Here is a 23121-nt window from a genome sequence, read left to right as displayed (position 1 = left end):
TCCAAAGAGGGGGAGGGGGGTGGGTCAGGAGGTAGCGGCTCGGACGGTGCAGCTGACGGCGGCCGAGGGGGTGCCGGCCGTCGCCGGGGTGGTGGCGATGAAGCCGAAGGTGGCGTTCGCACCCGGGGCCAGGGCGCCGTTCCACGCCGCGTTGGTGACGGTGGCCCTGCCGTCGGCGGCCGTGGTGAGGCTGCCGTTCCAGACCTGGGTGAGACGTACGCCCTCGGCGGGGACGACCGTCGCGGTCCAGCCCGAGACCGGAGAGCCGGAGGTGTTGGTCACCGTCACCTCGCCCTGATAGCCGCCCTGCCAGGTGGAGACGGCCCGGAAGGACGCGGTGCAGGCGGGGTCGCCGCCGCCCGGGTCACCGGGGTCGCCGGGGTCTCCGGGTGTGCCCGCGTCGAGGAGCGCGGTCAGGGCCGGGTACCAGCGGGCAGCGATCTTGCTGTCACCGGAGGCGTTGGGGTGCACACCGTCGTAGGTGTCGGCGGCCGTGCTGAAGCCCGTCCACTGGTCGACGACGGTCACGGGGGAACGGCTGGTGTTGGTCGCCCGGGCCCAGTCGGGGATCCGCGCGTTGAAGTCGACGACGCGCTGCGCGCAGGCCGTGCAGTTGCCGGGGTTCATGGGGATGAGCTGCGCGACGAGGATCTTCATGTCCGGGTTGGAGGCACGCATCTGCTGCACGAGCTTGGTGTAGGCGGCGAGGATGCGGTCGGGGGCGATGTTGCTCCAGACGTCGTTCGTACCGAAGTGCATGACAACGATGTCCGGCAGGGTGGCCGCCAGCCGTGCGGGCAGCAGGTTCTGGTCTGCCACGTTGGTGACCAGTTCGCCGCCGTGGCCTTCGTTGTCGCCGTCGTGTGCCTGCCCGCAGCCCTGGGGCGGGAGGGTGCCGACGAAGTCGATGTCCGTGTACCCGGCGCTTCGCAGCCGGTTCCACAGCACCGCCCGCCAGCAGCCCGGCGAGCCGGTGATCGAATCGCCCAGCGGCATGATGCGTACGGCGTCGGCCGTGGGTGCTGCCGCGGCGCGTGGTGCCACGGTCAGCCCCAGGAGCAGGGCGGCCAACAGCCCCAGAAGCGGGAGGATCCGTAAGGGCGAGCGGCGGGTGCTGCGCATGGTGTTCCCTTCCCTGGCTGCATCCATCAGCGCGCTCCGCGCGCGGGGTGGGAGCGCTCCCATCAGGACATCAAGCCATCGTTGTCATTTACGCGTCAAGATGTCGGTGGGCGGGAGGGGAAAACAGGGGAGCTCAGGGGCTCGGCCGCCGCTGCCTGATGCGCTGGGCGACCTCGCCGTTCTCGGTCTCCCACCACGGCCGTACGAGTTCCGGGCCCTGCGCCGGTCCGGCTGCGGGCGCCGCCGGGACCAGCTCCGCGTCCAGACGGCGGTCCAGTACGGCGGTCTCGGCGCGTTCGGCGCGCGCCCACTGGACGAGGATCGCCAGCAGGAAGGGCAGCGCCACCAGTTCGGCTGTGCCGATCATCGCGCCGCCGCCGAGCTGCTGGTCGTGGTGCACGTCCGGCGCCCAGGACGGGGCGTGGTGCAGGTACCAGGCACCGGCGATCAACGAGCCGTGGGTCATCACCGCGATCCCCGGCACGGCGTCGATGACCCCGTCGACGAACACCAGCGCCGCCCGCACCGGGTGCGTGCACCACGGCGGCAGCGCCTCCTCGCGGGTGAGCACCGGCACCACGAAGAGGCATCCGGCGAGCAGCAGGTGCAGATACATCAGCTCGTGCAGCCAGCCGTGTCGCAGGGCGGTTCCGAAGTACGGGGTGAAGTACACGGTCAGCTCGGTCGCGAGTACGAGCGCCGTGCTGACCAGCGGGAAGGTGAGCAGGCGCACCAGCCGCCCGGTCATCGCCCGCCGGACGCGGCCGGCGGCCCGTTCGGGCAGGGCGCGCACGGCCAGCCGCAGTGGATCGCCCAGCGCCAGGCCGAGGGGGGCGACCAGGTCGAGCAGGACGTTCTGGAGCGCGGCCGGCCAGAACAGCGCGTGGGCGTACACGGCCGGCGCGGACATCGTGGCCACGACGAGCGTGCCGAGGCCGAGCAGGGCGAACGCGGCGAGGCGTGGCAGAGGCCAGCGCTCGCCCCGGCGCCTCAGCCGCAGCACGCCCCAGCCGTAGGGCACGCCGAGCAGGGCGACGAGCAGCAGGACCGGCACGTCCAGTTCCCACGAGGACAGCAACCGCCCCAGGGTGAGCTCCGGCGGACTCCCCAACGCCCTCTCCCTCCTGACGCCGAGGCACTCTACGCCGCGCACGGGCGGGGGAGGGGCGCCCGGCCGCCGCGGCAACCGTCGTCATACCGGGCTCATACCGGGCACATACCCGGGAGAGTGGCTGCCGGTCCGGTGCCGCCGTCACTCCGAGCGGCACACGGCCGGACCGCTCCGCAGCTCGGCGTGGCGGCTTGCGGCGGCCTGTGCGGTTCTCAGCCGCCGCGTGCCCCCGCCCGCAGCCCGTCCATGACCAGGTCCAGGAGCCGGGTGGCGCGCGGTTGCCAGTCTCCGCCGGGGTCGATCTGCCAGAGCCCGGCGATGGCGAGGAAGAAGTCGTCCGCGGTGACGCCCGGGCGGATGGTGCCGGCCTTCTCGTTGGCCCGGAGCAGGAGTTCGGCCGCGGAACTCACCGGGGTGTGGCCCGGCTTCGCAGGACTTCCCGGTCCGCTGGTGGCCTGGCGGATCGCGTCCGCGAGCCCGGCCTTGGCCATGGCGAAGCGGGCGAGACGGTCCATCCACTCGCGCAGGGCCCGGTCGGGTTCCCGGGTCCGGAGCAACTGGGTCGCGCTGTCGGCCACCTGCTGCATCTCGTAGCGGTAGATCTCAAGGACGAGCGCCTCGCGATTGGGGAAGTTGCGGTAGAACGTGCCCTGACCGACGCCCGCCTTCTTGGCGATCGCGCTCAGCGGGGCGTCCGCGCAGTGGGTCAGCTCGACCAGGGCCACTTCCAGGATGCGCTCGCGATTGCGCTGCGCGTCCGAGCGCAGAGGCGCGTCCTTCTTCTGCTGCACTCGTCCTCCTCGCGGGCTCCTGGCCGAATCCCGTCCTTGCTAAGCGGACACCTGTCCGTGTTACGTTCTCAATGAGCGGACAGCTGTCCGGTTACGTCCACGATAGCGGTGGACGCGGCCGGTGCGGGCCGGCCGGTGGCGAGAGCCCTCGGAGTACCGTCCCGCATCCCGCATCGTTCCGAACCGATCACCTCCTGTACAGCGCCATCTCCTGGTCCCCTGCTTCGTTCTCTTGTTCCTCTGCCTGCCGGACCGTCCCCTCGGACGTGTTCCGGACACGAAGGAAGGCTGCTCATGGCCCCATCGACGTCCAGCGCCGTCACCTTGAAGATCAACGGCGAGAAGTACACGCTGTCCGTCGACCACCGCACGACCCTGCTCGACGCCCTGCGCGAGCGTCTCGATCTGACCGGCACGAAGAAGGGCTGCGACCAGGGCCAGTGCGGCGCCTGCACCGTCCTGCTCGACGGACGCCGGGCCGTGGCCTGCCTGCAGCTCGCGGTGGCGGCCGAGGGGCGCGAGATCACCACCATCGAGGGCATGGCCGAGGGCGACCGACTCCACCCGGTGCAGCAGGCGTTCCTCGACCTGGACGGCTACCAGTGCGGTTACTGCACGCCGGGCCAGATCTGTTCCGCCGTGGCGGTGATCGAGGAGCACGCGGCGGGCTGGCCGAGCGCGGTCACCGACGACGTCCGTCCCGAGGCGGGACCACCTCCGCTGACCCCCGACGAGATCCGGGAGCGGATGAGCGGCAACCTGTGCCGCTGCGGCGCGTATGTGTCGATCGTCCAGGCGGTCGCCCGCGCGGCCGCGGCCCGGACCGAGACGACGGAGGCGGTGGCATGAGGGAGTTCGGCTATCAGCGCGCCCTCGACGTCGCCGGCGCCGTCGCGCTGCTCGACGCCGACCCGGACGCCCGTTTCCTCGGCGGCGGCACCAACCTCGTCGACCTGATGAAGACCGGCGTCGAGCGGCCCGCCCGCCTCGTCGACGTCCGTGAACTGCCCCTGGACCGGATCGAGCCGGCCGAGGACGGCGGCCTGCGCATCGGCGCGACCGTCACCAACAGCGACCTCGCCGCCCACCCCGAAGTCCGCCGCCGCTACCCGGCGTTGACGCAGGCCGTGCTGGCCGGCGCGTCCGGTCAGCTGCGCAACATGGCCACCGTCGGCGGAAACCTGCTCCAGCGCACCCGCTGCGGCTACTTCGCCGACGTGACCAAACCGTGCAACAAGCGCGTCCCCGGCAGCGGCTGCCCCGCCATCGAGTGCGAGCACCACAACCACGCCATTCTGGGCGCCTCCGCCCACTGCGTGGCCACCCACCCCTCCGACATGGGCGTGGCCCTCGCCGCCTTCGACGCCGTCGTGACGTTCGAAACGACCGACGGGCCGGGAGCGTTGCCGCTCGCCGAGTTCTACCTGCCCGTGGGCGACACCCCGCACCGGGAGACCGCCCTGCCGCCGGGTGCCCTCATCACCGGCGTCACCCTGCCGCCCGCCCCGGTGGCCGCCCACTCCCGCTACCGGAAGGTGCGCGAGCGCGCCTCGTACGCCTTCGCCATCGGCTCGATCGCCGCCGCGCTGGAGGTCCAGGACGGCGTCGTACGGGATGCCCGCCTGGCCTTCGGGGCGGTCGCGTCCCGGCCGTGGCGGGCCCGGGCGGCCGAGCGGGTGCTGGCCGGTGCGCCGGCCGACGCCGACACCTTCGCCGCGGCCGCGGACGCCGAACTGGCCGCCGCCAAGCCTCTCCAGCACAACGGATACAAGGTGACACTGATGCGCAACCTCGTCGTGGCCGTGCTGACCGAACTCGCCGAGGGGGCCGCCCGATGACCACCGCCCCCTCGGCGCACAAGGGCTCCGTCGGTACCGCGCACACCCGCGTGGAGGGCCGTGACAAGGTCACCGGAGCGGCCCGCTACGCGGCGGAGATACCTTTCGCCGAACTGGCCCACGGCTGGCTGGTGGTGTCCACGGCCGCCCGTGGCCGCATACGCGCGCTGGAGACCGCTCCCGTCCTCGACATGCCGGGCGTGCTCACCGTCCTGCACCACGAGAACGCTCCGCGGGTCGACACCGGCTACACCGGCCTGCTCGGCTTCCCCGACCCGACCGCCGCCGTCTTCCAGCACGACCGGGTGCCGCATGTGGGCTGGCCGGTGGCGCTGGTCGTCGCCGAGACGCCCGAGCAGGCCAGGGAGGCCGCCGAGGCGCTGGTGGTGCACTACGAGGAGGAGCCGCACGACATCACCTTCTCCGCCGACCGCCCGGACGCCTACCCGCTGGACGGCCATATGCCGGCGGTGACGGAGAAGGGCGACCTGGAGGCGGAACTCGCCGCGTCCGCGTTCGTGGTGGACGCCGAGTACACCACCCCGGAAGAGCACCACAACCCGATGGAACCGCATGCGGCGACCGCGCTCTGGGAGGGCGGCCGACTGGAGGTCGTCGACTCCAACCAGGGCACCACGTGGGTCGCGAGCGAGCTGGCGAGCATGTTCCAGCTCGACCCGGCCTCCGTGCGGGTGCGCTCCGAACACGTCGGCGGCGGCTTCGGCAGTAAGGGGCTGCGCGCCCACCAGGTGGCCGCCGTGATGGCCGCGACCGTCCTGCAGCGCCCGGTCCGCGTCGTCCTGACCCGTCGTCAGATGTTCACGCTGGCCGGCTACCGCAGCCCCACCACCCAGCGCCTCAGGCTCGGCGCCGACGCCGACGGGCGGCTGCGCGCACTGGAGCACCGCTCCCTGAGCCTCACCTCGACCGTGCACGAGTTCATGGAGCCGAGCGCCGGGGCCTCACGGTCGATGTACGACGCCGACGCCCACCACACCGCCAACCGGCTCGTACGGCTCGACGTGCCGACCCCGACCTGGATGCGAGCGCCGGGCGAGGCACCGGGCTCGTTCGCGCTGGAGTCGGCGCTCGACGAACTCGCCGAGCGGTGCGGCCTCGACCCGATCGAGCTGCGCGTGCGCAACGAGCCCGAGCGGGGACCGGTGTCCGGACTGCCGTTCGGCAGCCGCAACCTGCTCGCCTGCTTCCGGGAGGGCGCCCGCCGGTTCGGCTGGGCGGACCGGGACCCGCGTCCCGGCCTGCGCCGGGAGGGGCGCTGGCTGCTCGGCACCGGCACCGCTGCGGCCTCCTTCCCCGTGGGAGCCATGCCCTCCACGGCGGCCGTGACGGCCGAGGCGGACGGCACCTTCACGGTGCGGGTCAACGCCGCGGACATCGGAACCGGAGCCCGGACCGCGCTCACCCTGGTCGCCGCCGACGCGCTGGAGGTGGCACCGGACCGCGTCCAGGTGCGCATCGGTGACAGCGACTTCGGCCCGGCGATGATCGCCGGCGGTTCGATGGGCACCCGTTCCTGGTCGTGGGCGGTCCAGGCCGCGGCCGGCGAACTGCGGGAGCGGCTCGCCCTGACCCCCGGCGTCCCGCCGGAGGGCATCACCGTACGGTCGGACACCACCGCGGCCATCGGCGCCCTCGCCCAGAAGGAACGGCACTCCTTCGGGGCGCAGTTCGCCGAGGTCGCCGTGGACCCCGCCACCGGGGAGGTGCGCGTGCGGCGCATGCTGGGCATCTTCGCGGCGGGCCGGATCATCAACCCGCTCACCGCCCGCAACCAGTTCGTCGGCGGCATGACCTGGGGCATCTCCATGGCCCTGCACGAAGAGGCGGTCCGGGACCACGCCACGGGCGGCCACTACGGCGCCGACCTCGCGGGCTACCACGTCGCCACGCACGCCGACGTACCGCTCATCGAGGCGGACTGGGTGGACGACCCGGACCCCGACGACCCGGTCGGCATCAAGGGCATCGGAGAGATCGGCATCGTGGGCGCCGCGGCGGCGATCGCCAACGCGGTCTGGCACGCGACCGGCGTACGCCACCGGAACCTGCCCATCCGGCCCGACCGCGTCCTGATGGCCGGCCCGCATGCTTGACCTCGCCGAGGAGCTGAGCCGCTGGGCCGAGGAGGGCCGGGACTTCGCCGTCGCCACCGTCGTGTCCGTCGGCGGCAGCGCACCGCGCGGTCCCGGTGCCGCCCTCGCCGTCGACAGCGAGGGCACGGTCATCGGCTCGGTCTCCGGCGGCTGCGTGGAGGGAGCGGTGTACGACCTGTGCCGGCAGGCCCTGGCGGACGGCGAGACGGTGCTCGAACGGTTCGGCTACAGCGACGAGGACGCCTTCGCCGTCGGGCTGACCTGCGGCGGGGTGATCGACGTCCTGGTCACGCCGGTCGGCGCTCAGGCGCCGCTGTTCCGGGCGGCACTGTCGGCCGCCGCCCGGAACGAGCCGACGGCCCTCGCACGAGTCGCCCGGGGTCCGGCCCACCTCCTCGGCCGAGCCCTGCTCGTGCGGCCCGACGGGTCGTACGAGGGCGGTCTCGGCGGTGAGGCCGGCCTGGACCGGACGGCTGCCGCGGAGGCCTCGGCCCTGCTGGAGACCGGCCGGACCGGCACGGTCGAGCTCTCCGAGGACGGCACGCACTGCCCCGGCGGCCTCTCCCTGCTCGTCGAGGCGAGCGTGCCGCCGCCCCGGATGCTCGTCTTCGGGGCGGTCGACTTCGCCGCGGCGCTCGTCCGCGCGGGCAAGTTCCTCGGCTACCACGTGACCGTGTGCGACGCCCGTCCCATATTCGCGACACGGGCCCGCTTCCCCGAGGCCGACGACATCGTCGTCGACTGGCCGCACCGCTACCTGCGGCGGACGGACACCGACCGACGCACGGTGCTGTGCGTGCTCACCCACGACGCCAAGTTCGACATCCCCCTGCTGGAGGAGGCACTGCGGATGCCGGTGGCGTACGTCGGGGCGATGGGCTCGCGCCGCACCCACGCGGACCGTCACCGGCGGCTGCGTGAGGCCGGCCTGTCCGAGCGGGAGCTGGCCCGGCTGAGGTCGCCGATCGGCCTCGACCTGGGCGCCCGTACGCCCGAGGAGACCGCCCTGTCCATCGCGGCGGAGATCGTCGCGTCCAGGAGGGGCGGGACGGGCCTGCCGCTGACGGACTCGGAGACGCCGATCCATCGCGACGGGAGTCGAGAGGCGGGCTTCGGCGGACCGGTCACCGTCACCGGCGTGACCGGGCCCGCGCCCCGCGCGGCGGGCTGACGAACTGCAGCTCCAGCGTGACCGGTGGCTCGGCGATCCCGGGCCCGCCGTCGGCGGCCCAGCGCAGGATGTCGTCCGTGCAGTCGTCGTCCATGGCGAAACCGACCCAGGCCGCCCGGCCTCCGGCCAGCCGGCCTGCGGTGGAGGGCTGGACGACGATGACGTTGGCCTGGTCGCAGGGGCCGAGGCAGTCCGTCGTCCGCACCTCGAAGGCGCCCCCGGACGCGGCCGCCCCGGCCCGCAGCCGCTCCAACTGCCAGGCGTGGTCGGTGCCGGGATGCTTGCGCGGGTTGCCGCAGCAGCAGCCCCGGCAGACGACCAGGGTGCAGGGACGCGATCGCGACACGGGCGAAAAGCGGGCGTTCAGGGCGCGGTTCACCTCCGTCAGCGTGCGCCGGGTTCGGTAGTGGATCATACGTCCCGCCCGCCACGCCGCCCGCGCCCGGTCCTGGGGGTGTCCGCGAAGTCGCGCCGTTCGCCCGGGGGAGCGTGCCGGGTGTCGCGGGGCAGGCGCGACGTTGCGGACGGAGCCCTAGGCGCTGTCGTTTGGATCAGACCCCGCGACGCCGGGGTGATCCAAACGACAGGGCCTAGCTGTCCGCCGAGTCCAGTCCCGCCGCGGTGGCGGGATCGGGGTTGAACACCGGGTGGTAGCTCTCGGGCGGGGCGAGGTAGGTGGCGGGCAGTCCGCCGGTGTCGATGACGATCTGGTCCACGGCGATCGCGGGGTCGGCCATGAACAGCCGCAGGACGTGCTCGCCGGGTTCGGCGACGGTCACGGTGCCCGTCAGCTTCTCGATGCCGTCCTCCACGTTGCGGGCCCAGGCGTCGCCCCGGTTGCCGGTGGCGACGGCCTGCCCCGACAGGACGGTGACCGGCTGGTCGTCGAGGGCGACGGCGATCCGGCGGTGGCCGCGCTCGTCGAGGGAGGGCAGACGGAAGACGGTGACGGGGAAGGTGCCGGTGGTGACGAAGCGGACCCGGTACCTCAGCTCCGGCGCCCTGGAGGCGAAGTCCGCCGTGATCGGGGCCGCCGTCGACGGCACCGCCTCCACCGCGGCCGTACGGCGCCCCAGTCCGCGCACGGTCCGCCAGCGGCAGCCGTAGCGCGCCACCCGCTGGTCGGCGTGCACGGCGTCGATCGACACGTAGCCATGGGCCTCGACGAAGCCGCGGGCCCGCCGACGCGCCCGCTCCCCGTCGTTGCGCACCCGCAGCGGCACCTCGATACGCCGACCGGCCCCGCTGACGGTGACCGTCGTGTCGTGCGTGCCCTCGGGGACCCGCGCCCAGTCGATCTCCACCCACAGCCGGACCTGCTCGGTCAGCGAGCCACCCGCGCTGCTGAGCCGCACCCAGGGACGGCCGGCCTCGGCGGTCCAGTCCACCGGCAGGAAGCCGGTGTTGAAGACGTCCACGAAGCGCCGGTCACGGGTGCAGGAGGAGAAGGACAGCGGCCGGTCCGCTCCGGTCTCGTTGCCCTCGGCCGCCACCCCCAGCCCCGAGTTCTCCTGCCGGGCGACCCTGGTGACGCTCGGGCGACCCGGAGCCTTCGGGATCTGTGAGGGGTACGGGTTGACGATCCCGTCCCACTTGCCGCCCGCGAGCCGGGTGTTGTACCGCTTGGTGATCGCCGCTTCCTCGGCGTGGGCGGCCTCGGCCAGGTCCGCGAAACGGTTCGTCCCCGCGCCGCGCCCCTGCCGGACCGCGAGGGCGTTGCGATCCGCCCAGTAGTACTTGAGGTTCATCAAGTAGGCGCCGTGCACCGGGTACTCGACCAGCTCGTAGTAGGCGTCCCGGTAGGCCTCGGGCAGCTTCGCCCCCAGCGTCCGGACCCGCTGGAGCAGCCGGTCGTACGCCCCCATCCGTCGTCCCGCCTCGTCACCGTGGTGGACCGTGGAGATCAGTCCGCCGGCGACGAACTCCGGGCGCAGCTCGGCGGCGAGCCGGTAGTACTCGGTGCGGATCGCGGCGATCTCCCGGCCGTGCCGGTGCCCGAACTGCCGCCCGGCCCACTCCGCGAGGAAGTCCTCGACCTCCCCGGCGCCCCACCGGTCCACCTCCCAGGCCATGTCCATGCTGAAGGACAGCCCGGTCTCGATCGACTTGATGTCACCGACGTTGAAGATCCACATCCGGTCGACGCCGTGCTCGTACACCCGGCGCAACTCCTGCCACACCTTGGCCAGTTGGGTGGTGTCCAGCCACAGGTAGCTCTTGGGGCGGCCCCAGTAGGAGAGGTGGTAGTAGATACCGTTGCCGCCGGAGCGCGCGCGTTCTGTGTCGTTCGGGAGCTGACGCATGTTGCCGTGGTTGTCGTCCGGCCAGATCAGCGTGACGTCGTCGGGGACCTTCACGCCCGCGTTGTACAGCTCCAGGACCTCCTTGTACGGGATGAAGATCTGCGGCTCGGCCGCCGGGCCGACCTCCTCGGCCAGGATCCGGCGCTGGTCGGCGATGATGTCGTTCATCACCGCGACCTTCTCCGGAATCGTCGTGGCGTACCTGGTCTCCAGCGCGGAGTCGTGCAGGCCGCGCATGCCGAGCGTCCAGCTGCTCTCGTACCCGGCGTTCTGGTGCGCCCGGGCTCTCCAGTAGTCGGAGATGACGACGGGGCTGACCGTGTAGTCGTACACCGGCAGGGTGCCGTCCGGGCCGCGGTGCTCCTCCGCCCAGGGGGCCCACTCGTGGACGCCGTTGCGGAGCAGTGCCTCCGGGTGGCTGGAGCCGACGACGATGCCGTAGCGGTCGGCGAGTTCGGGGTTCTCGCGGTGCTTGTTGAAGAAGTCGGAGTAGGGGTGCATGGCCGGCCACAGGTAGTTGGCCTTCAGGCGGAGCAGCAGCTCGAAGATCCGCTTGTAGGTCTCGGGGCCGATGTTCTTGTCCGGCTCCTGGGTGCGGTGGGACCACGTGGTGAGGTTCTGCTCGTCGTTGATGAAGATGCCGCGGTAGCGGACCGACGGCTCGTACCGCTTGAAGGTGCGCGTCGGCACCGTCACGGTGTCGCGGCGTAACACGGGCACGTCCGCCCACCAGTACCAGGGGGAGACTCCGATGCGCTCCGAGGTGTCGTAGACGCCGTAGACGGTGCCGCGCCGGTCGCTGCCCGCGATCACCAGCGCGCGGTCCACGCCGGGTACCGGGCGGTCCACCACCTGGGTCACCGACGCCTCCCAGCGCCCCTTGACCCGCGAGACGTCCAGACGGCCCTGAGCGACGAGCCGGTCGATGACGGGGCTCGCGCCGATGGTGCCCACCAGGATCAGCCGCGCGGCCCGCTCCGGCAGCGTGTGCCGCAGGCCGGGCCGGACCCCGCCGACCCGTTCGACGTCCGCCTGGAGATCCCCGGCCGCGCGGATCACGGCCGGGTCGTCGGCCGCGTCCACGAACACGTCGACCGCGGTGCCGCCCTGTACCAGCGGGAAGTCGGGCCGGCCCGACGGCACCGCCTCGGCGGTCGCGGGAAGGGCCACCGGGAGCAACGGGGCCGCTCCGACGGCCGCCATGCCCCGCAGGAACGACTTACGGGTCAACGGCTGGGACGGTCCCCGGGGTTCGCTGTGCGGCACGAGACGCTTCCTTTCGCGGCTGAGCGAGGGAGGGATGGCATGACCATGCTAGAAAGCGCTTGCTCCGGCTGACCCTAAGGTAGGCCGATCAGCTCGTCCAGAGCGGTGTGTTCGGGGCACCCGTAGCCATGCCGTCGGCGACGTGGCGCAGCAAGCAGGCCGCGGTTCCGCCCGTGCGGTGCTCCGCCGGGAGCGTGCCCGGCGGGCGAGGCCGGCGCGCCGGGGTGTGCCCGCGCCTGTCGGACGGTGTGCCGGCACGCCGCGGGCACCGGGAACGCGGCCTCGGGCGGCCCGGGCGGCACTCGTGGCTCGGCATGGTCGCCGCGCCTGGGCGGCGGCCGCGACCATCGTGCCGGCCGGGAGTGCGGGGGCGGCCACGGGCCGACGCGCGCCACGCGCCCGGCGAGCCGGGGGCCGGGCCGGCGACCCGGGCGACGGTCTTCCTCACCCTGCGAAACTCCTCGCACCGCACGAACCGGGCGGTGTCCCGGCCCGCCCGGCTGCCTGCCCCGCCCTACCGCACGCGGTTCACACCCGAGGCCGGGGACAGGACTCCAGTGCTCGGGCGAGACCGGACGCGTCGGTGCCCATCTTGCGGTAGACGGAGGACAGCAGCTGCCTCACGCCCTGCTCCCTGAGACGCAGTTCCTTCGCCACGACCGACACCGGGTCGCCCTGGGCCGTCATCTCGGCGGCCCTGCGCTCGTGCGCCGTCAGCGTGTCCGTCTGCCCGTACCGCAGCGGCAACGGACGCAGCCCGGCCGAGGAGAGCTCGTCCCTGGCGCGCAGCGCCAGCGCCTCGGCGCCGCAGTGGACCGCGCATTCCAGGCCTCGGTACAGCCGGTCGGCGGCCTCCTGCAGTCGGCCGTTCCGGCTCAGTGCGGCACCGTGCCCGACCAGCGCCCGTGCCAGCTCGTACGAGGCAGGGGACTGTTCCAGATGCTCGACGGCCTCCGCGTACAGGCCGAGCGCCGACGGCCCGCCGGTCACCTCCGCCTCGGTGTGCAGCGCCTGACCGATCACGGACGCCGCACCGAAGTCCCGGGCCCGCTTGACGGCGTCCCGGGCGAGGCCGACCGCCCGGCCCGGCTCGGTACGGGCGGCAGCGTACGCCAGGTCCAACTGCCAGGGACACCAGGCGGGGTTGCGCCAGTCACGCCCGTCCAGCCAGCGCCCGACCTGCGTCAGCAGACATGCGGCGTCGCGATGGCGGCCCTCCGCCAGGAGCAACTCGGCGTACACCGTGCGGGGGTCGGGGTAGATGACGGCGTTCGGGACCGTCTGGCCGTACCGGTACTGGTCGGCGAGCCGGCGCGCCGCGCCGGTCCGTCCGCGGGCCAGCAGGCTCTGGATGAGGATGCCGATGGCGAACGTCTGGGCGGGGACGGCGCCTTCGACCTTCTCGGCGATACGCAGTCCCTCTCGTGCCATTTGCTCCGCTTCGGCCAGACTTCCCCGCCGGTAGCGGATGTAGCCGAAGAGGGTCTGCCCCAGGGCCAGGTGGGAGCCGCGCCAGCCCTTGCTCCCGCATTCGGCGATGCCCTTGGTGAACAGTTCCTCGGCCCGGCGGGGCTGGTCGCAGTACGCGAAGACCATGGCGACCGAGACGGGCACCTCGAAGCCCCGGTCCTCGTCGGTCCAGCTCAGCCCACCGCGCAGGGCGCCCTCGGCACACGCCAGCACGGTGTGGTGCGGCTCCCCGCGCAGCATGGCGTCCCAGGCCCGCAGTCCCAGGACGGACCGCTCCTCGAGGCCGCGGCCCGTCAGCCGCTCGGCCAGCCGCGCCAGCCTGCGCGACCGGGCGGAGGAGTCGGGTTCGTCGGCGCGAGCCGAGCTCCAGCTGAAGTGGTCCGCCTGCATCCGCAGGCGGATGCGGGGATGGGCGGCCTGCCGCGCCTCGTCGGCGGACACCTCCGCGGCCTCGGCGATCCGGTCGGTGTGGGCCAGTGCCTGGGTCAGCCGGTAGACGATGGAGGCCCGCAGATCGGGGTCGATGCGCGGCTCCGCCAGCGCCTCCCTCAGGTGCCTGACCGTGGCCCTCGGCTCGATGAGAAAGGTCGAGCAGGCGAGTTCGTGGAGGAGCGCGGCCCGGTCCTCCGGAAGAGGCGGTTCCTGCAGCGCTCGGGTCAGGGCGCGCCGGGCAGCCTCGGGGGCACCGGCACGCAGATACTCACGGGCGGCCTCCCGCAGGCACCGGACTGCCTCGGGCTTGCCCTCGCAGGGAACCTCCAGCAGGTGCCGTGCGGCGGCGGTGGGACTGCCCCCCGCCGCGCGGAGGGCCTCCGCCGCGCTGTTGTGCAGACCCACCCGGAGGCCCGAAGGGATGGACCGGTAGATGGTCGTCGCGATCAGCGGATGGACGAACTCCAGGCCCCGTCCGGCCTCATGGCCGTCCGTCAGGATCCGCGCGGCACGCAGCCTCTCGATCGCCTCGGCGGCCGCCTCGCTGCCGACCACCGCGATGGTGGCGGCGAGATCCGGTGAGACGGGCGCACCCAGTACGGCCGCGGCATGCGCGAAGCGGACGGTGGTCGTGCCGAGCCGCTGGAGGCTCTCGATCAGTCCGGGACCCTTGACCGCCGCGGCGAGGTCCCGCATCGCCGGCAAATCCTCCTGGGCGCCCTTCAAGTTCCGTTCGCCGAGTCTGATGGCGAGCTCGACCGCCTCGAACGGGCTCCCGCCCGTGACCGTCCAGCACTCCTCGCAGAACTCGTCCTCGGCCCCCTCTCCCACTTCGTCCCGGACGATCCGGGCCACCCCGGCGCGGCTGAGGGGCGCGAGAGAGTAGGGGCGGTCGCCGTGATCCGCGACGAGTGCGCCGAAAGCGTCCGCCTCGGGCGGGAGTTCGCCGGGCCGGTAGGCGGCGACGATCAGCAACGGCAGGTCCACCGCACGCGGGGCGAAGGAGGTGAGCCAGGCGAGGGACTCGGCATCGGCCCAGTGCAGATCGTCCAGGAGCATGACGACGGGCGCCTTCATCACCGTCAGGCGCGTCATCACCCAGTCGAGACCGTCGCGCACCCCGATCGGGTCCGGTACATGGGCGGTGCCCGTCGCTTCCAGACCGAGCGCGGCGCAGACGATGCCGTACCAGCTACCGAGGAAGTCCCGGCGTCCCGCCTCGTCCATGACGGCCAGGGTGGGCTGGACGAGCTGGCGCACCACATGGAACGCCAGCTCCTGTTCCTTTTCTCCGCCCCTGCCCGAAAGCACCGTGAACCCCTGTGTCACGGCGCGGGCGCGGGCTTCCGACACGAGTGCCGTCTTCCCCCGCCCGGTCGGACCGGTGAAGGCGAGCAGTCCGTTGGGGCGCGTTCGCGGTACTCCGTCGGCGGCGCCGCGGAGCGCCGACAACGCGGAGTCCAGTGCCTGGAGTTCTCTTTGACGCTCAAGCAACGGCCGGGCCTCGGTGATCGGTTGCCGCGACTCTTGCGCCATGAGCTCTACCACTTCCCGTCACTGGTCCTCGCAGGGCAGCGCCGAGCGTACGCGCCTCGTGCATGCTCAAGAACGCTGTGCCGAACGAGGAGGACAGGACGGGTGAATTGTCCGCCGCAACGGTTTGGGTGCCTGCCCGTCGGGTATTCCTGCCCGAGTCGGATTCCGGGCGCCCCCTGTTCTCACGGCAGGGCGGGAGCCGCCGCGTCCGCGTAGCGGGGCACGGTGCGGGACCAGTGGTAGCACCCGCGGATCCAGCCGATCATGCCTTCCACGTAGCCGACGCCGGCGGGACTCAACTCCGGTTTGAACTCTTCGTAGAGTTCCTCGAACTCGCGGATCGTACGGTTGATCCGCCCGATGGCCAGCATCACGGCCTCGGGCAGAGAGCAGTGGTGGGCGCGCTGGTGGGCGAGGGCGAGGTTGATCAGTCCGCCCGCGCGCTGCTCCTTCACCGCGGAGAACAGGTCGGGAATCCACACCGCCGCGTCGGCGGACAGCCGCCCGAGGCGGCGCATCACCGGGTGATGGAGCTCCTCGGCGGCCAGCTCGCCCGGCTGCGCGGCCTCGCACAGCGGGTAGAAGGGCTCGACGCCCGCTATGAGGGCCCGTATCGAACAGCACAGCTCCATCCGTACGGGGACGGAGTGACTCTGGGCCACCGCCTCGTACAGCAGACCGTGCACGTACTCGCGGCTCTGCCAGGCCCATCGGGCCGCCTGTGCGGGTGTGCACCGCAGCTGAACCTGACGGTAGAGATCGGTCAGGGCCGCACCGAGGGGAGTACTGGGCGGGCGGTCGTCCCGCAGAATTCCGATGCTCTCGCACAACATGGGCAACAGCTGGCCGGGACCCAGCCGGCCCGTCTCCTCCGCCTGGTCGTCGAAGACGAACTGATAGGCGACCTGGTTGGCCACGATCTGGAGGAGGCCGGGATCCACGGTCGGGCTGATGCAGGACGCGAGCTCGGCGGGGCGGGTGTAGGCGATCATCGCCGCCACCTCTGGTTCGTCGGTCAGGCCCCAGGTACGCAGCCATGCCTCGACGCCCGCCTCCGCTTCGCGTTCGTGGCGATTGCGCAGGAAGGGGAAGGGCATGTAGAGGTGGGCGTCGATCAGGTCCTTCAGACTGGCGGCCGGAGTGTCGTCCCGCCTCATGACCGCGGCGTCCTCATGTGTTTGTGACACCGTTGTCACCTCCCCCGTGCGAACGCGGCTCGCAGATCATCGTCAGCGCCCTGTGCCCCAGCGTCGCCGCGGGACGCGGCGGTGCGACCGGTCCGGCCGGATGGCGCAGGCGCCAGCGGCCGGCGATGGTCGCCAGGGCGACCACGGCCTCCTGCCGGGCGACGGCGTTGCCCAGGCAGGTGCGCCTGCCCGCGGCGAACGGCAACCAGGCGCCAGCCGGCACGGCGGCGGCCCGTTCCGGCAGCCAGCGGTCGGGAAGGAACAGGTCCGGGTCGGGAAACGACGCGGGATCGTGGTGCAGGAGATAAGGGCTGTACAGCACGGTGGTCCCCCGGGGGAGGCGGTGCCCGGCGAGCTCGGTCTCCTGGGTGGTGATGCGGGTGAAGAGCCAGCCGGGCGGGGAGTGACGCAGCGTCTCGGTGATGACGCGGCCGGTGTGGACGAGGCGCGGCACGTCGTCGGGGCCGGGCAGCCGTCCGTCGAGAACCGTGTCGACCTCCGCGTGCAGACGGCGCTCCACGTCCGGATGCTGCGCGAGGAGACTGAACGCCGAGGTGAGACACAGCGCGGTGGGATCGACTCCGGTGAGCAGGATCGTGATGAGCTGGTCGTGGATCTCCTGCTCGCTGATCGCCGCCGCGCCGCCGTCGCCGCGCGCCGCCTCCAGCAGCACCCCCAGCAGGTCGTCGCGCGCAACGCCCCGCCGGCGCTCGGCGACGGCCGAGTCGATGATCGCGTGCAGACCGTCGACCGCCCGCAGATAGCGCCGGTTGCCGGGTGTGGGGACACGGAACAGGGCGTCGACCGGCACGACCGTACGGACGAACAGGCCACGGGCGACGACGGTGAGACAGTCCCGCAGCTCGGCGACCTTCGCGGCGTCGAGTGAGTCGGAGAACAGGAGCCGGCTCGCCACCTGCGTCGACAGGGTCACCATCGCCCCGGCGATGTCGACCTTCCGCCCCGGCCGCCAGTCGCGGCACGCCGCCCGGGCCTCCTCGGCCATCAGACCCGTACTCGCGGCGGCGCGGGACGGGCGGAAGCTGGGTTGCAGCAGGCTGCGCCGGCGCCGGTGTTCCCCGTGACGACACGTGACGACGCCGTCGCCCATCACCGAACGGAGCCTGTCGTACTGCGGTCCCCCTTTGTCGAAAGTGCGGGTGTCGGTGAGTACCTGGTGGACCAGTTCCGGGTGACACACCATCCAGGCGTGCTGTGGCCCCAGGCGAATTTCGACCAGATCTCCCCGGGCAGGCAAAGAATTCAGAAAGGCCAGCGGCCGGCGGAACAAGGCGATACCGTGGCTGATCGGTGGGAATATGCCCGGCGCAGTACCCACTGTCCACGTCCGCTGTGGTATCGACGCGACATCCTTCATGGAATACCCCCTGTCTCGGTCGACACGCGAAAGTCGGGTCACCTTCACCACATGGCGCCCGACTCATGTACTGCCCAGTCAATCCCGCCGTCGCCTCCCGGAATCGTTACTCCTTGAGGGCGCACAGAAGCACGGAGAAGCACATCCGAAGCGCCGTGGAACCGAGCTACCTGATGAGGGATTTGTTTCTGTGACGCACGCGTTCTTGACGCGCCCCCCAATTCCTCTGGTCAGGGCAGCGCCGAGACCTCACCGAGGCGCACGGCGCATTCCAGCAGCAGCGCGTGGACGAATGCCTGCGGCAGGTTGCCGCGCAGCTGGCGCTGCCGTACGTCGTACTCCTCGGCGAACAGCCCCGCCGGTCCGCAGGCCGCGCGGGTGCGCTCGAACCAGCGGAACGCGCCGACGCGGTCGCCCAGACGGTGTGCGGCGAGCGCCATCACGAACCCGCACAACAGGAAGGCGCCCTCCGCATCGCCGAGCGGCACGTCCCCGTGCTCGAAGCGGTAGAGGTACCCGTCCTCGGCCAGACGGGACTCGATGTACGCGCGGGTCGCCGCGCCGCCGGGATCCTCGCCGGGCAGGCAGCCGCGGGCCAGCGGCACGAGCAGGGCGGCTTCGGGACCGTCGTCGTCCTCCGCCCGGTGCCAGCGGCCGTCCGCCCCGAGGCACCGGCGCCGGGTCTCCCGGAAGACGGCCTCGGCGAGCTCGTCGCAGCGGCGCCCCGTCGTCGAGGGCAGGGCCTTCGCCACCCGGCGCAGACCGCAGACCACGCTCAGCCGGGAGTGGGTCCACCACCGGTCCTCCACCTCCCACAGCCCGGCGTCGGGCCGCAGCCAGTTGCGCTCCACGGCGTCCACGGCGACGGCGGCGGCACGTTCCGCCTCCGGGGTGAGCCGGTCGTGCGCGGCCGCCGCGGCGAAGAGCTGAAGCGCCTCACCGAAGGTGTCCAGCTGGAACTGGGCGGCCGCGTCGTTGCCGATCAGGTCGCTGCCTCCGGGGTAGCCGGACAACCGCAGCGAGCGCTCGTACTCGACCGGCCGGCCGTCGACCGTGTACGCGGGACGCAGCCGCTCACCGTCCTCCAGGAGGCGCTCCGCGACGAACCGTACGGCCTCGTCGAGCAGTTCGTGGGGGCCGTGCGCGGCGACCGCGAGTCCGGCGTAGCACTGGTCGCGTACCCAGGCGTAGCGGTAGTCGTAGTTCCGTCCGCTGTTGGCCCGCTCCGGCAGGGACGTGGTGGCGGCGGCGACCATGCCGCCGGAGGTGCTGGTCAGTCCACGCAGCACGGCGTACGCGTGACCGGCGTCGCGCGGCGCGGCGAGCTGCGAGCAGTCGGGCACCGCACGCCTCCACGCCTGTTCCGTCGCCCGCCACAGCGCGTCGGCGTCGAGCGCTTCCCCGCCGCCGCGCCCCTCGGCGAGTTCCAGCACCAGGTCGTGCTCCTCGCCCCGCCGGAGCCGGAACTCGCCCCGCAGCCCGGACTCCGGACGCCAGACCGCATCCCCCGCCCCGGCGAGCCGCAGCCGCAGCCCCTCGCCCTCGGCCGTCCACTCCCCGTCCTCCAGCCGGGGGTCCTTCATCCGGCCGCTCCCGAAGCCCGGACGTGGGTCCAGGTCGAGGCGCAGCCGGGCCTCGCCCCGCTCGACCCGCATCCTGCGCAGCAGGACCAGACGGTCCGGACGGGCCGGCATCGCCAGGGCGTCACGGCACTCGATCACGGAGTCGGGCGTCACCCACCGGTTCACCCGGATCAGCGAGCCTTCCTCGTAGCTGCCGCCCCACACATGCCACCGGTCCACGGGCTCGACGGTGAAGTGCCCGGCGCCCCCGATCAGTGCGGAGAACACCGCGTCACTGTGCCAGCGGGGGGCGCACAGCCAGACGATCCGGCCCTCGGGGTCCACGAGCGCCCCCCGTTCGCCGTCGGCGAGCACGGCGTACTCGCGCAGAACCCACGGGGGACAGGCCCCGTCCGGCGCATCCGCGGGCTGATCGGCGCTGTGGTTCATGGCGGTACGGATTACCCGGACCGCGGGACCGAAACGGCACCCGCACGGACCCTCCGGGCGGGGGCGCGTCCCGGAGGCGGTGTGCTCGTCCGGCCCACCGGCCGCGGGCTCGGCACGTGACGTGCCGTCCGGCGCGTCCGCGGCGCACCCGCCGCGCAGTCCTCCCGGCCGGTCACGCGGACATCCGGAGACGACCTGCCCGTTTTCCCGCCCGGCGGGCGGGCACCCGGTGGGGACCTACCGGCGGAAGGAGGGTGCCGTGAGGTCCGACGAGTTCCTGGCCCAGGTTCGCGACCGCGGGGAGTACTACACCCAGGAGGAGGCCGAGCAGGTCAGTACCGCGGTCCTGTGGGTGCTCGCCTCCCGGATCACCCCGGAGGAGGCCGCCGACCTGGCCGCTCAACTGCCCGCACCGCTGGACGACGCACTGCGCCTGGAGCGTGGCCGCCCCGAGACCTTCGACCGCGAGGAGTTCCTGCGGCGCGTGGCCCAGCAGACCGGCGCCCGGCCGCGGACCGCGGAGTGGGACGCGAGCGCCGTGCTGTGCACGGTCGCCGACGCGGTCTCCCGTGGCGAGGTCGACCACCTCCTGGACCAGCTGCCGTCCGACTACCGCGACCTGTTCGGCAGGCTCGAACCGAGCTGACCGCCGCGTATGGCCGTGCCCGGAAAGGGCACTCGGCCTCCGTCCAGGACAGGCGGCCCCCCGAGGGAGGTTCCATGACGGACGGTGACCAGCGCTACGACGAAGAGGGCGAGGCGCCCCTCGGCGGGTACGCGGCGCTCGCGACGACCTTCGCGGCGGGCGCCGGGGTGTTCGCCGCGGTGGCGCGTCAACGGGGTCTGCGGCTGCCCGACCGGGTACCTCCGTGGGACGTCGCTCTGCTGGGAACGGCGACGTTCAAGGCGTCGCGGCTGCTGTCCAAGGACAAGGTCACCAGCTTCCTGAGGGCGCCGTTCACCCGCCGCGAGAGCGAGAGCACCGCCAACGAGGTGATGGACGCGCCCCGCGGCGGCGGTCTGCGCCGCGCCGTCGGGGACCTGGTGACCTGCCCGTTCTGCACCTCGGCCTGGGTGGCCGGATCGCTGGTCGGCTACTACGCCGTCGCTCCGCGAGCCGCCCGGCTGCTGTGCGCGGGGCTGACCGCCGTCACGGTGGCGGACTGGATGCAGTACGCCTGGAGCTGGACCGAGCAGCGGTCCGAGGGCTGATCACGGTGACCGAGGTGGCCGTTCTGGTCGGGCTGCAGGCCTCGGGGAAGACCACCTTCTACGAGCAGTGCCTGCGGGACCGTTACTCGCTGGTCAGCAAGGACCTGTTTCCCCGAGGGGCCCGCAACAAGCAGGCCCGGCAGATGCGGCTGGTCGCCCAGGAGCTGGCCGCCGCCCGGTCGGTGGCCGTCGACAACACCAACCCGTCCCCCGAGGAGTGGCGCCCGCTGGTGGAGGCCGGGCACACGCACGGCGCCGTCGTCGTCGCCTACTGGTTTCCCCCCGACCTCAGCGGCTCCCTGCGGCGCAACGCCACACGAACCGGGCGCGACCGGGTTCCCGACGTCGCACTCCACGCCACCCTGAAACGACTGCGCCGGCCCTCGCCGGGCGACGGCTTCGACGCCGTGCTCGACGTCCGCTTCGACGGGCGCGGAGGATTCGAGGTGCGGTCGGCGCGGGGGGAGCGGCCGCAGCTGCGGTTGCGGCACGCCGAATCCGCTGCCCACGATGGTCGCGACGCGTGGCTGCCGGGCTCCGACAGCGGCCAGGCGGGAAGGCGAGGGTGAGCATGCCGCAGGGGAAGCAGAAGCCGGGTGCGACCGCGCGGGCCACGGCGCGTGGAATGGTGGCCGCCATGGCGATGACCGGCGTCCGGACGGTGGCCGCGGGCATCGCGCCCCAGGAGAAGACGCCGCCGCAGGCCATCGTGGAGAAGCACGCCCCGAAGCGGATCCAGCGCTGGCAGACCCACCATCGGCAGGCGGTCACCGAACTGCTCCACTGGGCCTACGGCGCCGCCGGCGGCGCGGCGTTCGGACTCCTGCCCGACCGGGTCCGCCGACTCCCCGCCACCGGGCCGGCCTACGGCCTGGCCATCTGGCTCGGCTTCGAACTCGCCGTCGCCCCGGCCCTCGGCGTGCGGCACGCGCGGGAGCGGCGGGTGTTGTGGCGGATGGTCGTGGCCTTGGACCATGTCCTGTACGGCTTGGTGGTGGCCGGTCGCTTTGCCCCGGAGCCTGATGCCGCCCGGAGGCAGGCGGAGGAGTAGAACGGCTGACGGGGCCGCGGGCCGGCACCGGGGCGTCCGGTCTGCGACGCCGGGTCCCGGCGGGGTGGGCGTCGAGTACCGAGTCACTCCCCGTGAGCACCGGGCTCATGTGCCGGTGCGGGGCCCGTTTCCGGCGCCTGGAAGGTGGCGTACAGCCACCACAGGGACGGCACGAGCAGCAGCGTGCCCACGCCGACGGTGACCAGGCAGGCGGTGAGCACGCTGTCGGTGGAGGCGGTCTCGGCGACGGTCGTGCCGGGAACGAGCAGGTCCGGATACTGCGCGGCGCCCCAGGCCCACAGGATCGCCGCCACGGCGAGCGCGGCGGCCGCCCGTGCGACGACGTAGCGGCGCCGGGCCAGCAGGGCGAATCCGGCCAGCCCGGCGACCGCGCTGAGGATCACCAGCGGCAGCGCACGGTGCGTCAGCCCGTGGAACAGCTCCGGCGCGTCGGCGTGCAGCACCCCGATGCCCGCGAGCGCCACCACCCCGCTGAGCAGCCCCGCGGCCGTCGCCCGGCGCCGGAAGGCGTCCGCCAGCTCCGCCTCCCCGGACCGGGCGGCGTCGGCGCACAGGTACACGGCGGCCAGGTGCGCGCAGGTGAGCACGGCGAGCACTCCGCCCAGCACGGAGGTCGGATTCAGCCAGCTCGTCACGGCGTCGCCCTCGGCGAGGCCCGGCGGCACCCGGCCGGAGGCGACGCCGCCCGCGACCGCACCCAGGAAGAACGGGGTGACGACGGAGGAGAGCGCGAAACACGCCCCGAACAGCCGCTGCTCCCACAGCGCCCGGCTCGCCTTGCGGAACGCGAAGGACGCGCCGCGCGCGATGATGCCGAGAGCGGCCAGCGTCAGCGGGACGTAGAGCGTCGAGAGCACCGCGGCGAACACCGGCGAGAACGCCGACCACAGCAGCACGACCACGAAGATCAGCCACACGTGGTTGGCCTCCCACACCGGCCCGATGCTGTGCTCGATCAGCCGCCGCTGCGGCAGCCCACGGCGCGATCCCCCGGCGAGCAGGTCCCACAGGCCCGCGCCGAAGTCCGCGCCGCCGAACAGCGCGTAGCAGGTGAGACCCGTCCACATGACCGCGAGCATCACATCGGCGAGCACGGACACCTCCTC

The 23121-nt window shown here is 72.9% G+C and carries 18 protein-coding genes; 8 read left to right on the top strand and 10 right to left on the bottom strand.

Annotated elements, in window-relative coordinates:
- Window positions 1-24 precede the first annotated feature (24 nt).
- The 3 genes from NW895_RS16105 to NW895_RS16095 all read right to left on the bottom strand — a co-directional run bounded on the left by NW895_RS16105 (window position 25) and on the right by NW895_RS16095 (window position 3024).
- Window positions 25-1122 (bottom strand): GDSL-type esterase/lipase family protein, encoded by a 1098-nt coding sequence (locus tag NW895_RS16105; RefSeq protein ID WP_289936224.1) that lies wholly within the window; start codon window positions 1120-1122, stop codon window positions 25-27.
- 133 nt (window positions 1123-1255) lie between these two features.
- Window positions 1256-2233, bottom strand: a complete 978-nt coding sequence (locus tag NW895_RS16100; protein WP_289936223.1) for a cytochrome c oxidase assembly protein — start codon at window positions 2231-2233, stop codon at window positions 1256-1258.
- A gap of 212 nt (window positions 2234-2445) precedes the next feature.
- Window positions 2446-3024: a TetR/AcrR family transcriptional regulator gene (locus NW895_RS16095; RefSeq protein ID WP_289936222.1), complete on the bottom strand. Its 579-nt coding sequence runs from the start codon at window positions 3022-3024 to the stop codon at window positions 2446-2448.
- 294 nt (window positions 3025-3318) lie between these two features.
- Here NW895_RS16095 and NW895_RS16090 point away from each other — a divergent pair, with 294 nt between their 5' ends.
- Genes NW895_RS16090 through NW895_RS16075 form a run of 4 tightly spaced genes read left to right on the top strand, consistent with a single transcriptional unit; the run spans window position 3319 to window position 8147 of the window.
- Window positions 3319-3873 carry a 2Fe-2S iron-sulfur cluster-binding protein gene (locus tag NW895_RS16090; protein WP_289936221.1) on the top strand — a complete coding sequence of 185 codons (555 nt, stop codon included), beginning with the start codon at window positions 3319-3321 and terminating at the stop codon, window positions 3871-3873.
- Entirely contained in the window at window positions 3870-4862 is a 993-nt protein-coding gene (locus tag NW895_RS16085) for a xanthine dehydrogenase family protein subunit M (RefSeq protein WP_289936220.1), read from the top strand. The genes NW895_RS16090 and NW895_RS16085 overlap by 4 nt, the downstream gene beginning before the upstream one ends.
- Entirely contained in the window at window positions 4859-6976 is a 2118-nt protein-coding gene (locus NW895_RS16080; protein WP_289936219.1) for a xanthine dehydrogenase family protein molybdopterin-binding subunit, read from the top strand. Before NW895_RS16085 ends, NW895_RS16080 begins: the two co-directional genes overlap by 4 nt.
- Window positions 6969-8147 (top strand): XdhC/CoxI family protein, encoded by a 1179-nt coding sequence (locus NW895_RS16075; protein WP_289936218.1) that lies wholly within the window; start codon window positions 6969-6971, stop codon window positions 8145-8147. Before NW895_RS16080 ends, NW895_RS16075 begins: the two co-directional genes overlap by 8 nt.
- Here the strand turns inward: NW895_RS16075 and NW895_RS16070 are convergent.
- The 6 genes from NW895_RS16070 to NW895_RS16045 all read right to left on the bottom strand — a co-directional run bounded on the left by NW895_RS16070 (window position 8107) and on the right by NW895_RS16045 (window position 19731).
- The gene (locus tag NW895_RS16070; RefSeq protein WP_289936217.1) at window positions 8107-8562 is read right to left on the bottom strand and encodes a (2Fe-2S) ferredoxin domain-containing protein; all 456 of its coding nucleotides are present in this window, start codon (window positions 8560-8562) and stop codon (window positions 8107-8109) included. The genes NW895_RS16075 and NW895_RS16070 overlap by 41 nt on opposite strands.
- A 175-nt stretch (window positions 8563-8737) precedes the next feature.
- Window positions 8738-11653 (bottom strand): glycosyl hydrolase 115 family protein, encoded by a 2916-nt coding sequence (locus NW895_RS16065; RefSeq protein WP_289936507.1) that lies wholly within the window; start codon window positions 11651-11653, stop codon window positions 8738-8740.
- A gap of 591 nt (window positions 11654-12244) precedes the next feature.
- Complete coding sequence (locus tag NW895_RS16060) at window positions 12245-15154, bottom strand: AAA family ATPase (protein ID WP_289936216.1); 2910 nt, start codon at window positions 15152-15154, stop codon at window positions 12245-12247.
- A 182-nt stretch (window positions 15155-15336) separates the two neighbouring features.
- Complete coding sequence (locus NW895_RS16055) at window positions 15337-16311, bottom strand: (-)-alpha-amorphene synthase (protein ID WP_289936215.1); 975 nt, start codon at window positions 16309-16311, stop codon at window positions 15337-15339.
- Window positions 16312-16324: 13 nt separating this feature from the next.
- Complete coding sequence (locus NW895_RS16050; protein ID WP_289936214.1) at window positions 16325-17719, bottom strand: cytochrome P450; 1395 nt, start codon at window positions 17717-17719, stop codon at window positions 16325-16327.
- Between the two features lie 230 nt (window positions 17720-17949).
- Entirely contained in the window at window positions 17950-19731 is a 1782-nt protein-coding gene (locus tag NW895_RS16045; RefSeq protein WP_289936213.1) for a glycoside hydrolase family 15 protein, read from the bottom strand.
- Window positions 19732-19990: 259 nt separating this feature from the next.
- Between NW895_RS16045 and NW895_RS16040 the strand changes: the two genes are divergently transcribed.
- The 4 genes from NW895_RS16040 (at window position 19991) to NW895_RS16025 (ending at window position 21994) form a co-directional block, all read left to right on the top strand.
- Complete coding sequence (locus NW895_RS16040) at window positions 19991-20377, top strand: DUF2267 domain-containing protein (protein WP_289936212.1); 387 nt, start codon at window positions 19991-19993, stop codon at window positions 20375-20377.
- 74 nt (window positions 20378-20451) lie between these two features.
- Window positions 20452-20943: a DUF1360 domain-containing protein gene (locus NW895_RS16035; protein WP_289936211.1), complete on the top strand. Its 492-nt coding sequence runs from the start codon at window positions 20452-20454 to the stop codon at window positions 20941-20943.
- A 14-nt stretch (window positions 20944-20957) separates the two neighbouring features.
- Window positions 20958-21512: an AAA family ATPase gene (locus NW895_RS16030; protein WP_289936210.1), complete on the top strand. Its 555-nt coding sequence runs from the start codon at window positions 20958-20960 to the stop codon at window positions 21510-21512.
- A gap of 2 nt (window positions 21513-21514) precedes the next feature.
- On the top strand, window positions 21515-21994 hold the full coding sequence (locus NW895_RS16025; protein ID WP_289936209.1) for a hypothetical protein: 480 nt from the start codon (window positions 21515-21517) through the stop codon (window positions 21992-21994).
- Window positions 21995-22077: 83 nt separating this feature from the next.
- Here NW895_RS16025 and NW895_RS16020 read toward each other — a convergent pair whose 3' ends face one another.
- On the bottom strand, window positions 22078-23109 hold the full coding sequence (locus NW895_RS16020; RefSeq protein WP_289936208.1) for a cytochrome d ubiquinol oxidase subunit II: 1032 nt from the start codon (window positions 23107-23109) through the stop codon (window positions 22078-22080).
- Window positions 23110-23121 lie beyond the last annotated feature (12 nt).

This window comes from Streptomyces sp. S.PNR 29, from assembly GCF_030386795.1.
Lineage (GTDB): Bacteria > Actinomycetota > Actinomycetes > Streptomycetales > Streptomycetaceae > Streptomyces.
Note: the sequence above shows the minus strand (reverse complement) of the source record. Positions and strands in the feature narration are given on the sequence as shown.